Annotated in this window: 13 protein-coding genes; 10 read left to right on the top strand and 3 right to left on the bottom strand. The window is 74.2% G+C overall.

The genetic code is table 11. The annotated features are described in order from the left end of the window. The first annotated feature begins 653 nt into the window (after positions 1 to 653). Genes OG370_RS33510 through OG370_RS33520 form a run of 3 tightly spaced genes read left to right on the top strand, consistent with a single transcriptional unit; the run spans position 654 to position 4,500 of the window. Positions 654 to 1,583, top strand: a complete 930-nt coding sequence (locus tag OG370_RS33510) for an ABC transporter ATP-binding protein (protein WP_328474670.1) — start codon at positions 654 to 656, stop codon at positions 1,581 to 1,583. Beyond that, positions 1,580 to 2,488 (top strand): ABC transporter permease, encoded by a 909-nt coding sequence (locus OG370_RS33515; protein ID WP_328470888.1) that lies wholly within the window; start codon positions 1,580 to 1,582, stop codon positions 2,486 to 2,488. Before OG370_RS33510 ends, OG370_RS33515 begins: the two co-directional genes overlap by 4 nt. Continuing rightward, positions 2,485 to 4,500 carry a TOMM precursor leader peptide-binding protein gene (locus OG370_RS33520; protein WP_328470890.1) on the top strand — a complete coding sequence of 672 codons (2,016 nt, stop codon included), beginning with the start codon at positions 2,485 to 2,487 and terminating at the stop codon, positions 4,498 to 4,500. The genes OG370_RS33515 and OG370_RS33520 overlap by 4 nt, the downstream gene beginning before the upstream one ends. 127 nt (positions 4,501 to 4,627) lie before the next feature. Here OG370_RS33520 and OG370_RS33525 read toward each other — a convergent pair whose 3' ends face one another. Continuing rightward, positions 4,628 to 4,816, bottom strand: a complete 189-nt coding sequence (locus OG370_RS33525; RefSeq protein ID WP_093711265.1) for a thiazolylpeptide-type bacteriocin — start codon at positions 4,814 to 4,816, stop codon at positions 4,628 to 4,630. 216 nt (positions 4,817 to 5,032) lie between these two features. Between OG370_RS33525 and OG370_RS33530 the strand changes: the two genes are divergently transcribed. The 7 genes from OG370_RS33530 (at position 5,033) to OG370_RS33560 (ending at position 10,386) form a co-directional block, all read left to right on the top strand. Further along, entirely contained in the window at positions 5,033 to 6,319 is a 1,287-nt protein-coding gene (locus tag OG370_RS33530; protein WP_328470895.1) for an amidohydrolase, read from the top strand. 65 nt (positions 6,320 to 6,384) lie between these two features. Beyond that, on the top strand, positions 6,385 to 6,636 hold the full coding sequence (locus tag OG370_RS33535; RefSeq protein ID WP_328470897.1) for a hypothetical protein: 252 nt from the start codon (positions 6,385 to 6,387) through the stop codon (positions 6,634 to 6,636). A 56-nt stretch (positions 6,637 to 6,692) separates the two neighbouring features. Continuing rightward, positions 6,693 to 7,013 carry a helix-turn-helix domain-containing protein gene (locus OG370_RS33540; protein ID WP_328474672.1) on the top strand — a complete coding sequence of 107 codons (321 nt, stop codon included), beginning with the start codon at positions 6,693 to 6,695 and terminating at the stop codon, positions 7,011 to 7,013. An 82-nt stretch (positions 7,014 to 7,095) separates the two neighbouring features. Further along, positions 7,096 to 7,599, top strand: coding sequence for a 2-oxo-4-hydroxy-4-carboxy-5-ureidoimidazoline decarboxylase (gene uraD / locus OG370_RS33545; RefSeq protein ID WP_328470899.1), 504 nt, complete (start codon positions 7,096 to 7,098; stop codon positions 7,597 to 7,599). Further along, on the top strand, positions 7,596 to 8,066 hold the full coding sequence (gene uraH / locus OG370_RS33550) for a hydroxyisourate hydrolase (protein ID WP_328470901.1): 471 nt from the start codon (positions 7,596 to 7,598) through the stop codon (positions 8,064 to 8,066). Before uraD ends, uraH begins: the two co-directional genes overlap by 4 nt. 2 nt (positions 8,067 to 8,068) lie before the next feature. Next, the gene (pucL, locus tag OG370_RS33555) at positions 8,069 to 8,977 is read left to right on the top strand and encodes a factor-independent urate hydroxylase (protein ID WP_328470903.1); all 909 of its coding nucleotides are present in this window, start codon (positions 8,069 to 8,071) and stop codon (positions 8,975 to 8,977) included. 14 nt (positions 8,978 to 8,991) lie between these two features. Beyond that, a complete protein-coding gene (locus OG370_RS33560; RefSeq protein WP_328470905.1) occupies positions 8,992 to 10,386 on the top strand; it encodes an 8-oxoguanine deaminase in 1,395 nt (464 codons plus the stop codon). 277 nt (positions 10,387 to 10,663) lie between these two features. On the opposite strand, the gene OG370_RS33565 is transcribed toward OG370_RS33560, so the two are convergent. After that, a complete protein-coding gene (locus OG370_RS33565) occupies positions 10,664 to 11,197 on the bottom strand; it encodes a GNAT family N-acetyltransferase (RefSeq protein ID WP_328470907.1) in 534 nt (177 codons plus the stop codon). A gap of 4 nt (positions 11,198 to 11,201) precedes the next feature. After that, positions 11,202 to 12,821, bottom strand: a complete 1,620-nt coding sequence (gene aceB / locus OG370_RS33570; protein ID WP_328470909.1) for a malate synthase A — start codon at positions 12,819 to 12,821, stop codon at positions 11,202 to 11,204. Positions 12,822 to 12,979 lie beyond the last annotated feature (158 nt).

The raw sequence follows: 12,979 nt of genomic DNA on the forward strand, positions 1-12,979 counted from the left end.
GGCGCGGGCCGCAGGTCGCCGTGGCGATGGCCGGGGTGGTGGCGAACCTGCTCTACCTGCTGCCGTTCTGGGTGGTGTGGGCGCTGCTGCCGGGCGGTGCCCAGGCAGAGCCCTTCTTCGGCGGACTGCTGCTGCTCGGCACCGCCATGGGACTGCTCAACCTCGTGCCACTGCCGCCGCTGGACGGCTACAAGGCGCTCGGCTACGCGCTGGGTGCCCTGCGGCTGGCCCCGGAGAGCCGCGCCTACCTGCGGGTGGCGGTCTCCGCCGCGCTGCGCCGCCCGGGCGCCCGCGCGGCGACCGCCGCCTACCCCGCCAGGTCACGCCGCGTCCTCGGCGGATACCTTCTGCTGGGCGCCCTGTTCACCCTCGCCGCCCTCGCCGCGGCGGGCCTGCTGTGCGCGGTGGCCCTGCCCGCGCGCTGCGACACCTGGACGCCCTACCTGCCGCTCGCCGCCGTGGCGGCGGCCCTCCTGCTCCGCCCGCTCGGCCTGCGCGCCGCCGCCAGGCGCGCGTCCGCCACGCCGCGGACCGCTGCCGACCCGGACCCGGGCGGCCCTTCGGCGCCGGCCGCCGCGGCGCCCGCCCGGCCCGGCCCGGACGGCGGACCCAGCAGCCCCGTACCCGCCCCGCAGACGCGAGAGAAAGGCCGTATGAACAGAGCCGACGACCCGTCACCACCCGCTGTGGTGCTGGACGGTGTGACGAAGAGCTACGACGGGGTGCGTGCCCTGGACGGGGTGTCGCTGACGGTCGGCCACGGCGAGTTCTTCGGGATTCTCGGGCCGAACGGCGCCGGGAAGACCACGCTGGTGGAGATCGTGGAGGGCATGCGGGAGGCCGACGCGGGCACCGTCGAGGTGCTCGGCCGGTCGCCCTGGCCGCGTAGCACCGCGCTGCTGCGGCGGATCGGGGTACAGACGCAGACCTCCGCGTTCTTCACCCGGCTGACCGCGGTCGAGCACCTGGAGACCGTGGCCGCGCTGCACGGCCTGGAACGGTCGGCGGCCGGCCGGGCCATCGAGTCGGTGGGGCTGGCGGCCAAGGCCCGCAGCCGGGTCGACGACCTGTCCGGCGGCCAGCGGCAGCGGCTCGCCCTGGCCACCGCGCTGGTGCACGACCCCGAGCTGATCTTCCTGGACGAGCCGACCGCCGCGCTGGACCCGGAGGCCCGCAGGTCGCTGTGGGGGCTGCTGCGCGAACTGCGCGGCCAGGGCCGCACCATCGTGTACACCACGCACTACCTGGACGAGGCCGAGGCGCTGTGCGACCGCGTGGCGATCATCGCGGGCGGGCGCGTGGCCGCGCTGGACACCCCCGCCGCCCTGGTCCGCTCGCTCGCGGCGCCGGCCCGGCTGCTGGTGCCCGCCGACCGGATCACCCCGGACCAGGCCCGCGCCATCGAGGGCGTGGACCGGGTGCTGGTGGAGGGCGGCGAGGTGGTGATCGAGACCCGCGTGGCCAACCGGGTGCTGGTCGCGGTCGGCGCCTTCGTGGACATGGACACGATCCGGACCAGGACCGCGACCCTCGAAGACGCCTACCTGCGGCTGACCGGAGCCGGAACGGAGCTGGGCAGATGACCGCCACGACCCCGAGCACACCGAGTACCCCGAGCACCCCGAGTACCGCCACCGACCCGGACGAGTCCGCCGACCTCGACGACCCCACCGGCTCCGCCGACCCGAGCACCCCGGCGGGCCCCACCTCCGGCGGCAGCACGCGCGGCACCCGCGGCACCGCCTATGCCGCGCTGACCAGAGCCGCGTTCCTCGCCTCCGTCCGCGACCGGACCACGGTCTTCTTCACCTTCGCCTTCCCGCTGGTCTTCCTCGCGGTGTTCGGGCTGCTCTTCCGCGGCCAGAAGGTCGACGGCGGACTGCCGTACATCAACTACGTGGCGCCGGGCGTGCTGTCGTGGGGCGTCGGCAACGCGGCCCTGTTCGGGCCCGCGTTCGCGCTGATGCACTGGCGGCGCGACGACATCCTGCGGCTGGTGTGGCGCACCCCGACCCCGCTTCCCACGGTGCTCGGGTCGCGGTTCGCGGTCGCGGTCGGGGTGGGGCTGTGCCAGGCGGTGCTGTTCACGGCGGTGGCGGTGCTGCCGGTGTTCGGGCTGCACCTGGCGGGCGACTGGCCGCTGGCGCTGCCCCTGCTGGTGCTCGGCGTGGCCGCGTTCCTCGCGCTCGGCCTGGTGGTGGGCAGCCTCGCCAACACCCCGGAGGCGGTCGCGGCGATCGCGAACTTCGTGATGGTGCCGATGGCGTTCCTGTCCGGCGCGTTCTATCCGGCGGACCTGCTGCCGGGCTGGATACAGGCGTTCTCCTGGGTGCTGCCGCTGCGCTTCCTCGACCACGGGCTGACCGACGTGCTCGCCGGCCGCGACGGGCTCGGCCGCTACGCCCTGGACTGCGCGGGCCTGATCGGATTCACCGTCCTGTTCGGGCTGGTCGCGGCCCGCGTCTTCCGTTGGAGCAACCGGACATGACCGCGCCGACCGCAGCACTCCCCGCCGCCGCGTGGGCCGCAGCCCCGGGCATCGAAGCAGCCGGGCGGGAACTGGAACGGCAGTTGGCGGCACGCGCCGCCGCTGCCGGGCTGCCCGCGCCCGCGGTGGCCGTGATCGGCGGCCACGACCTGCTGCGGCCCGACGCCGAACCGCCCGAGCAGGCCCGGCGGCGGGCCGCGGCGAAGGTGCACCTGGCCCCGGACGCGGTGCTGGTCGGCCCCTGGGGCGCGGGGCAGGATGCCACCGCGCCGTACGCCGACGCCCCGCACCCCTCCGCGCCCGGCGGTGACGACGCCTGCGGCTGCTGCCTCGCCGTGCGCTGGCAGCGGCTGCGCACCCGGACCGAGCGGGAGGCGCTGGAGGCCGGGCGGAGCGGCCTGACCGCGGCGGGCCGCTGGCCGGTGCTCCCGGACTGCACCGTCGACGCCGTGTGGGCGCTGTACGTGTGGGCGGTCGCCACCCCCCGGCCGCCCCATGCCGACGGTCTGGCCCGGGTCACCCGGCACGACCTGGAGACCGGCCGCCCGCACACGGTGCCGCTGCTCGCCGACCCGCTGTGCGCCCACCACGGACCAGCGTCGTCCCCCCACCCCGGCGAGCGGGGCGGTCCGGGGATCTCACCGCGGCCGAAGCCCGCCGCCGACCGGTACCGGCTGCGCACCCCGGAGTCGTACGCCCTGCCGACCGAGGCGCTGGCCAACCCGGTCTGCGGGGTGCTCGGCGCCGGCACCTGGAACGACGTGACCTCGCCGACCACCGCCCCCGTCGCGGGCTCGGTCTTCATGCGCGGCTACGCCGGACTGACCGACGTGACCTGGAGCGGCCAGGCCAACTCCTTCGCGGCCAGCCGTGAACTCGCCTTCCTGGAGGGCCTGGAGCGGTACGCGGGCACCCACCGCCGGGACCGTACGGCGCCGCGCGTCGCGTCCTTCGACGACCTCGCCGCACGCGGCGAACCGGCCCTGGACCCGCGCGACTGCGGCCTGTACGCGCCGCGGACCTACCGCGACGACCCGATGGTGCACCCCTTCGACCCGGGCCGGCCGATCCCGTGGGTGTTCGGCCACTCGCTGCGCGACGACCGGCCGGTGCTGGTGCCGGCCCGGCTGGCGTACTACAGCGCGGGCACCACCGCCGACGACTTCGTCTACGAGTGCTCCAACGGCTGCGCGATCGGAAGCTGCCTGGAGGAGGCGATCCTCTTCGGACTGCTCGAACTCATCGAGCGGGACGCCTTCCTGCTCGGCTGGTACGGCAACGCGCCGCTGCCGGAGATCGACCTCGCGTCGTGCGACAGCCGGGTGCTGCGTGCGATGATCGACCGGGCCGCCCTGTGCGGCTACGACGTGCACGTCTACGACAACCGGATCGACCTGCCGGTGCCGGTCGCCACCGGGCTCGCGGTGCGGCGCGACGGCGGACCCGGCACGTTCGCGTTCGCCGCCGGGGCCGCCCTCGACCCGCTCGCCTCAATGGAGTCGGCGGTCTCGGAGATCCTCACCTACCTGCCGCACCTGCCCCGCCAGGTCGCCGAGCGGCCGGCCGAACTGGCCGCGATGGCCGAGGACTTCACGCTGGTGCGCCGACTTCCCGACCACGCCGCGCTGTTCGGGCTGCCGCGGATGCGCGAGCACGTGCGCGGCTACCTGGAGCCGCCGGTGACAAGGACGTTCGCCGAGACCTACGACGGCTGGGAACGGCGCCGGCCACGCGGCCTCGACCTGCGGGAGGACGTCCTGTGGTGCACCGGCGAACTGGCCGCGGCCGGGTCCGACGTGATCGTGGTCGACCAGACCACCGCGGAGCAGCGGCGGTTGGGCCTGCACACGGTCTGCACGATCGCGCCCGGGCTGCTGCCGATCGACTTCGGCTGGACCCGGCAGCGGGCGCTGACCATGCCGCGGCTGCGGACCGCCCAGCGCCGGGCGGGGATGCGCGGCGACGACCTGGCCCCGGAGGAGGTGCGCGCCGTGCCGCACCCGTTCCCGTAGGGCCGTCGGGAGCGCTGGGGCCACGGGGACTGCTGGGGCCGCAACGTGACTGCGCGGCAGCCGCGTCATGCGGAAGGGCCCGCGGGCCGGTGCTCCCGGCGCGCGGACCCCGTGTCGGCCCCGACGATCAGGCGGTGCAGCTGGTGGTGCTGGTGGTGCTGGAGCAGGTGCTGGTGCTGGAGCAGCTCGTGGAGGAGCCCAGCATGACCTCGCTCGCGTCGGAGTAGTCGGTGATCTCGAACGTCTCGGACTCCAGCTCCAGGATCTCCTGGGCAAGGGAGGCGAGCGGCGTGTCCAGCTTGGAGATGTCAGCCATGGTGACTCCTTCTCGTCGACAGCGGGCCCGGCCACGTAGCGGCCGCAGCGTCCTTTCTACGCGCGTCCACTGGCGGAACCGCCCGCCGACCGCTGTCACTTCGCTGGCACGCCCCGAACCGGCCCCCGCCGCAAGGCCCACCCGCCCGCCGCCCACCGGCCCACGGCCCGCCGTCCGCTCCGCCGTAGAACCCGACTGCCGTGCAAGGAGAACCACTTGAGCCCGCGGAAGACGTTCGAGGAGGCCACCGCGAACGTGCTCGGGTCGGCCGCCGAGTTCTACGCCGACGTGCACCGCCACCCCGAGCTGTCCGGCGCCGAGCGGCGCACCGCCGGCCGCTTCGCGCGGTGGCTGTCCGGCGCGGGGTACGACGTCACCCCGGGGGTCGGCGGGCACGGCGTGGTCGGGGTGCTGCGCAACGGCCCGGGCCCGGTGGTGCTGGTGCGGGCCGAACTGGACGCGCTGCCGCTGCGCGAGGAGACCGGGCTGCCGTACGCGAGCACGGTGGGCGACCCGGCCCCGGCGATGCACGCCTGCGGGCACGACGCGCACCTGGCGTGCGCGGCGGGCGCGGCCACGGTGCTCGCCGGGGCCGCCGACCGGTGGCGCGGCACCCTGGTGGTGGTCGGCCAGCCCGCGGAGGAGACGCTGACCGGCGCCGCCGCGATGCTCGCCGACGGCCTCTACGAGCGCTTCCCCGCCCCCGGCGTGGTGCTGGCGCAGCACACGGTGCCGCTGCCCGCCGGGATGGTGGCGCACGGCGACGGGCCGCTGCTGGCGGCGAGCCGCACGGTGGAGATCGTCGTGCACGGACGCGGCGGGCACGCGGGGGCGCCCCAGCTGGCGGTGGACCCGGTGGTGGCCGCTGCGGCGCTGGTCGGGCGGCTGCAGACGGTGGTGTCCCGCGAGACCGGCCCGGGCGAGCCGCTGGTGCTCACCGTGGGCGCGCTGCACGCGGGCGGCGCCGGGAACGTCATCCCGGACCGGGCCACGATGGAGGTCACCCTGCGGGCCTTCGCCCCGGCCACCCTCGATCGCGCACTCGCGGCCGTGACCCGGATGGCGCATGCCGAGGCCGCCGCCGCGGGGGCCGAGCGGCCGCCGGAGCTCCGGGAGCTGTCCGGGTCGGCGGTGACCGCGAGCGACCCCGGCGTGGCCGCGCGGCTGCGGCAGGCGCACGAGGCGGCCTTCGGCGCCGGCCGGGTCACGCGCTGGCAGCCGTCGACGGCGACCGAGGACTTCCCGCTGCTGGGCGCGGCGGGCGTCGATCTGCACGGCATGGCCGGGGTCGCGACCGGCTACTGGATGCTCGGCAGCGTCGGGCCCGGCCAGTGGGCGGCGGCCGGCGACAGCGCCGAGCGCCGGCTCGCGGAAGTGCCGGGCAACCACTCCGCCCGGTTCCGCCCGCACGTCCGGTTGACGCTGACGACCGGCATCCGGGCGATGGCGGTCGCCGCGGCGGCCCACCTCGCCGGGCCGGACGGCGGACCCCAGGTCGGTTAAGGTCGCCTGCGAGTCGCCCTCCGCGGTGGAGGGCAGAAGAAGCCGCAGCCACCGTGGGGGCCGTCGTGAGAATGAGGCTGGAGTTCACCACCGAGCCGTTCGACCTGGAGGAGCCGCCCGCGCACGCGTTGGCGGCGCGTGAGGTACTGGGGGCCGGGACGCTGGAGGCGATCGACGTCGGCCCGTTCGGCAACACCGCCGAGGGCACCGAGGACGCGGTGGTCGAGGCGGTCGTGGAGCTGCTGCGCCGTACCGCGGCGGCCGGTGCCACCCGTATCTCGCTCCAGGTCAGCGTGCTCGGCGAGGAGCCGCGGTGAGCGGCGAGGCGCAGCGGCACGCCTTCGTCGCCGCCGTGCAGCCACTGGTGGACGCGATGGGCGGGCAGGCGCTGCCGCCCGACCAGGCCCGCGGCGACGACGTGGTGCTGAGCTGGGAGGGCGAGCCGGCGGTCGCGGTGCGGCTGCCGCATCTGGCCGACTCGCTCGACCACCTGCTCGCCGACCTGCGCCGCCGGCACGGCCCGCTCGCCGAGCTGGGCCGCAAGGAGAAGCAGACCGTGGTGCGCATCCTGGAGGAGCGCGGCGCGTTCTCGGTGCGACACGGCGTGGAGACCGTCGCGTCGGCCCTCGGGGTCAGCCGTTTCACCGTGTACAACTACCTGAACAGGGAGAACGCGGCCCGCGACCCGAAGTGACCGCGCTGCGAGCCGTGTTCGCGGCCAGAAGTTTTTCAACAAACTGTTGACGTCCGCTCGTGGCGGCTCGTAGCTTGCGAGGGTGACAACCAGCGCTTCGCCGGGCCTGGCCCGGTTCAACGCGGCCCCCGACCGCGCCGCCGCCGACCTGCTGCACGACGTGTGCGCCAGCCGGGCCTGGGGCGCGGCGGTGTCCGCCGGACGGCCGTACGCCCGCCTCGACGACCTGCTCGCGGCGAGCGACGCGGCCATGGCGGCACTCACCGCCGCCGACCTCGGCGAGGCGATGTCCGGCCATCCGCCGATCGGCCGCCCCACCCCGGGCGACCCGACGTCGGCGCGCGAGCAGCGCGGGGTCGGCGACAGCGAGCGGGCCGAACTCCTCCGGCTCAACCTCGCCTACCAGGACGCCCACGGCCATGTCTTCCTGATCTGCGCCACCGGCCTGACCGGGGCGCAGATGCTGGCCGCCCTCAAGGAGCGGATCGGCAACGACCCGGACACCGAACGCGAGATCGTCCGGGCCGAACTGGGAAAGATCAACCGGATCAGGCTCACCCGCCGCACCGAGGAGGACCCGGCATGACGGCAGCGCAGGACCCGGCGACCCCGGCAGGCCCGCCCGACGCGGGGGCGGACGGGACCGACCCGGCCGCCCCGCGGCACCCCGTCTCGGTGTCCACCCACATCCTCGACACCAGCGTCGGGCGCCCCGCGGCCGGCGTCGGCGTCGAACTGTCCGTCAGGACCGGGCCCGACGCGCCCTGGAGCGCGCACGGCGCCTCGGCCACCGACGCCGACGGCCGCTGCAAGGACCTGCCCGACCCGCCCGAGCACACCACGCACGTACGGCTCCGCTTCGCCGTGGAGCCCTACCTCACCCACCAAGCCGAGGCCCAGCAGGACGCCCCCCGCGCGGACCGAGCCGGTCCAAGGGACAGCGGAGTGTTCTTCCCGGAGGTGGCGATCGTCTTCGCGGTCGCGCCCGGCGAGCACTATCACGTACCGCTGCTGCTCAATCCGTTCGGCTACTCCGTATACCGAGGGAGCTAGCGATGACCGCAGAGACAAGCCCTGCCCGCCTCACCCGCCTTGGCCAGAACCAGTACGGCAAGGCCGAGGTCCGGGTGGTCCGGGTGGTCCGCGACGGGGACACCCACCACCTGAAGGACCTCAGCGTGTCGGTGGCGCTGTCCGGTGCCATGGACGCCGTCCACCTCTCCGGCTCCAACGCCAACGTGCTGACCACCGACGCCACCAAGAACACCGTCTACGCCTTCGCGCAGAAGCACGGTGTCGAGTCCGCGGAGACCTTCGCGATCCACCTGGCCCGGCACTTCGTCAGCAGCCAGGACTCGATCCACCGGGCCCGCATCCGCGTCGAGGAGTACTCCTGGGACCGGATCGGCCCGCAGGAGCGCGGCCACTCCTTCGTCCGCGACGCCCGCGAGACCCGCACCACCGAGGTCGGCTACGACGGCGAGCGCTGGCAGGTGATCTCCGGCCTGAAGGACATGGTGGTGCTCAACTCGACCGACTCCGAGTTCTGGGGCTACGTCAAGGACGACTACACCACCCTGAAGGAGACCTACGACCGCATCCTCGCCACCGAGGTCAACGCCCGCTGGCGGTTCGCCTGGAGCGGCGACGACCAGCCCGCGCCGGCCTGGGAGGAGGAGTACGCCCGGGTCCGCGGCCACCTGCTGGCCGCGTTCGCGGAGACGTACTCGCTCTCGCTCCAGCAGACCCTGTACAGCATGGGCGCGCGGGTCATCGAGCACACGCCGGGCGTGGACGAGATACGGCTGTCGCTGCCGAACAAGCACCACTTCCTGGTCGACCTCGAACCGTTCGGCCTGAAGAACGACAACGAGGTGTACTACGCCGCCGACCGCCCGTACGGCCTCATCGAGGGCACCGTGCTGCGCGAGGGCGCCGAAGCCGCGATCCCGGTGACGGACTGAGAGAGGCGGACACCATGACAGAGCAGGACCCCGCGCAGCCGGCCCCGCGCCTGGTGATCGAGAACTGCGCGATCGCCACCGTCGACGCCGACGGCACCGAGTACGACTCCGGGCACGTCGTCGTGGCCGGCGGCACCATCGAGTCGGTCGGCGCCGGACCCGCGCCCGCCGGACTCGCCGACGTCGCTCGCCGGATCGACGGCACCGGGCACCTGGCCACCCCCGGCCTGGTCAACACCCACCACCACTTCTACCAGTGGCTCACCCGCGGCCTGGCCCAGGACAGCAACCTGTTCAACTGGCTGGTCGAGCTGTACCCGACCTGGGCCCGGATCGACGAACCCATGGTGCACACCGCCGCGTCGGGATCGCTGGCGATGATGGTCCGCGGCGGTGTCACCACCGCGATGGACCACCACTACGTCTTCCCGCGCGGCGCCGGCGACCTGCTCGGCGCCGAGATCCGGGCCGCGGCCGACCTCGGCGTGCGCTTCACCGCCGCGCGCGGCTCGATGGACCGCGGCACGTCCGACGGCGGGCTGCCGCCGGACTTCGCGGTGGAGAGCACCGAGGAGGCGCTGCTGGCCACCGAGGCCGCGATCGACACCCACCACGACGCGTCCTTCGGCTCGATGCTGCAGATCGCCGCCGCGCCCTGCTCGCCGTTCTCCGTCTCCACCGAACTGATGCGGGAGGCGGCGCAGTTGGCCCGCCGCAAGGGGGTGCGGCTGCACACCCACGGCAGCGAGACCGTGGAGGAGGAGAAGTTCTGCCACGAGCTGTTCGGCATGGACCCGACGGACTACTTCGAGTCCACCGGCTGGCTCGGCGACGACGTGTGGATGGCGCACTGCGTGCACATGAACGACTCCGACATCGCCGCCTTCGCCCGCACCGGCACCGGGGTGGCGCACTGCCCGTCCTCCAACGCCCGGCTGGCCGCCGGGATCGCGCGGGTGCCGGACATGCTCGCCGCGGGCGTCCCGGTCGGCCTCGGCGTGGACGGCACCGCCTCCAACGAGTCCGGCGAACTGCACACCGAACTGCGCAACGCGCTGCTGATCAACCGGCTCGGCGGCGGCGAGAAGGCGCTCAACGCCCGGCAGGCGCTGCGGCTCGGCACCTACGGCGGCGCCCAAGTACTGGGCCGGGCAGCGGAGATCGGCTCCCTGGAGGCCGGCAAGCTCGCCGACCTGGTGCTGTGGAAGCTCGACGGCATCGGGCACGCGTCCATCGCCGACCCGGTCGCGGCGCTGGTCTTCGGCGCGGCGGCCCCGGTCACCCTCTCGCTGGTGGGCGGCCGCCCCGTGGTGGAGGACGGCCGGCTCACCCGGGTCGACGAGGACGCTATCGCGAAGCTGACCCGCAGCGAGGCCCGCCGCCTCGCGCACATCGCCGGACTGGCCTGACCGCCCTGGTGGCGCGGCCGGTCGGCGCCGCGCCGCGCGGGTCGCCACGCCATGGCGGCCGGCACCGGTGAAGACGACCGGTCGGGGAGGGACGGCCCCCGACCGGTGGCCGGGCCCTGTCCTGAACAGGCCCCGGCGACAGCGCCCCCGGGCCCGGAGATCCGATCCGGATCGCCGGTGCCCGGGGGCGCTGTGCCAGGAGCCGGCACGGGGGTGCGAGCCGCCCGGCCGACTGCCGTACGCGCTCAACCTCCGTACGCGCCCAACCTCCCTACGGCTACAGCGACTTGTACATGATGTGCAGCCCCACGTAGCCCAGCCGCGGGTGCCGGAAGCCCTCGGGCACGGTGCCGACGACCTCGAAGCCCAGCGACCGGTAGAGCCGCACCGCGGGGGTGTTGGACGCCACCACCGCGTTGAACTGCATCCCGCGGTAGCCGGCCGCCGCCGCCCAGGCCAGCGCCTCCTCGCACAGCGCCCGCCCCACGCCCCGCCCGGAGTGCGCCGGGTCGACCATGAAGCTGGCACTGGCGACGTGGGCCGCGTTCCCCATCTGGTTCGGGTTCATCTTCGCGGTGCCGAGGACCGCGCCCGACCCGGCGACGGCCACGACCGTACGGCCGGGCGGCGTGAGCATCCAGTAGCCGCGGCCCACCTCCTCGGTGAGGTCCACCGGGTAGCTGAACGTCTCGCCCCGCGCGCAGATCTCGTGCAGGAACGGCCAGATCAGCGGCCAGTCCGCGGCCGTCGCGTCGCGTATCTCCGCCGCGTAGCGTCCTTCCACCGTGTCGTGCACCTCCGGGTTCGGCATGCGCCTACCCGACCAGCCGCTGGTAGGCGGGCAGCGTCAGGAAGTCGACGTACTCCGTGTCCAGCGCGGTGCGGATCAGCAGGTCGTGCGCCTCGGCCCACTTCCCGGCGGCGAAGGCGTCCTCGCCGATCTCGTCCCGGATCGCGAGGAGTTCGTCGGCGGCGACCTGGCGGGCCAGCTCGGGGGTGGCCTTCTCGCCGTTGTCGAAGACGACCCCGGCGTTGGTCCACTGCCAGATCTGCGAGCGGGAGATCTCCGCGGTGGCCGCGTCCTCCATCAGGTTGAAGATCGCCACCGCGCCCGAACCGCGCAGCCACGCCTCGATGTAGCGGATGCCGACCTGGACCGCGTTGCGCAGGCCCTCGTAGGTCGGGCGGGCGTCGAGCGAGGCGATGTCGATCAGTTCGGCGGCGGTGACGTGCACGTCCTCACGCAGCCGGTCCTTCTGGTGCGGCCGGTCGCCCAGCACCGCGTCGAAGGAGGCGCGGGCGATCGGCACCAGGTCGGGGTGGGCCACCCAGGAGCCGTCGAAGCCGTCGGCGGCCTCGCGGTCCTTGTCCGCCTTGACCTTCTCGAAGGCCACCTTGTTGACCTCGGGGTCGCGCCGGGACGGGATGAACGCCGCCATGCCGCCGATCGCGTGCGCGCCGCGCTTGTGGCAGGTGCGCACCAGCAGTTCGGTGTAGGCGCGCATGAACGGGGCGGTCATCGTCACCGCGTTGCGGTCCGGCAGCACGAACCGCGCGCCGCCGTCCCGGAAGTTCTTCACGATCGAGAACAGGTAGTCCCAGCGGCCCGCGTTGAGCCCGGAGGCGTGCTCGCGCAGCTCGTAGAGGATCTCCTCCATCTCGTAGGCGGCGGTGATGGTCTCGATCAGCACGGTGGCGCGGACGGTGCCGCGCGGGATGCCGACGTAGTCCTGGGCGAAGACGAACACGTCGTTCCACAGCCGGGCTTCGAGGTGCGACTCGGTCTTCGGCAGGTAGAAGTACGGGCCCTTGCCGAGGTCCAGCAGGCGCTGGGCGTTGTGGAAGAAGTACAGGCCGAAGTCGACCAGCCCGCCGGGGATCTGCTCGCCGTCGACGGTCAGGTGCCGCTCGCCGAGGTGCCAGCCGCGCGGGCGCACCACGACGGTGGCCAGTTGGGCCGCGTCCTTCAGGGCGTAGCTCTTGCCCTGCGGGGAGGTGAAGTCGATCCGGCGCTCGTAGGCGTCGATCAGGTTGATCTGCCCGCCGATGACGTTCTCCCAGGTGGGGGCGGAGGCGTCCTCGAAGTCGGCGAGCCAGATCCGGGCGCCGGAGTTGAGCGCGTTGATCGTCATCTTGCGGTCGGTGGGGCCGGTGATCTCCACCCGGCGGTCCTGCAACGCGGCCGGGGCGGGCGCCACCTGCCAGTCGCCGTCGCGGATGTGCGCCGTCTCCGGCAGGAAGTCGAGGGCGGCGGTGCGGGCGATCTCGGCGCGGCGCTCCTTGCGGAGGGCGAGCAACTCGTCGCGGCGGGCGGCGAAGTGCCGGTGGAGTTCGGCGAGGAAGGTGAGGACCTCGGGGGTCAGCACCTCCTCCGAGCGGGGTACGGGCCCGGCGGCCTCGGAGACGACGGCCGGGGACGGCGCGCTTGCTGACATGCGGGTCACTCCTCCGTAGAGCAAGGGTGGCACGGGGTGCCGGGGCGCGCCGGAGCGCGCTCGCTTCTGCAAGGTGGAGCATAGTTTTCGCTGTGCGGAAGTTCAACGTTTTGTGGCACGCCGTGCAGTGTCGGTTCGCGGTCCGCCCGGTGCCCCGT

Origin of the sequence: Streptomyces sp. NBC_00448 (assembly GCF_036014115.1) — a bacterium.
Taxonomy (GTDB): domain Bacteria; phylum Actinomycetota; class Actinomycetes; order Streptomycetales; family Streptomycetaceae; genus Actinacidiphila.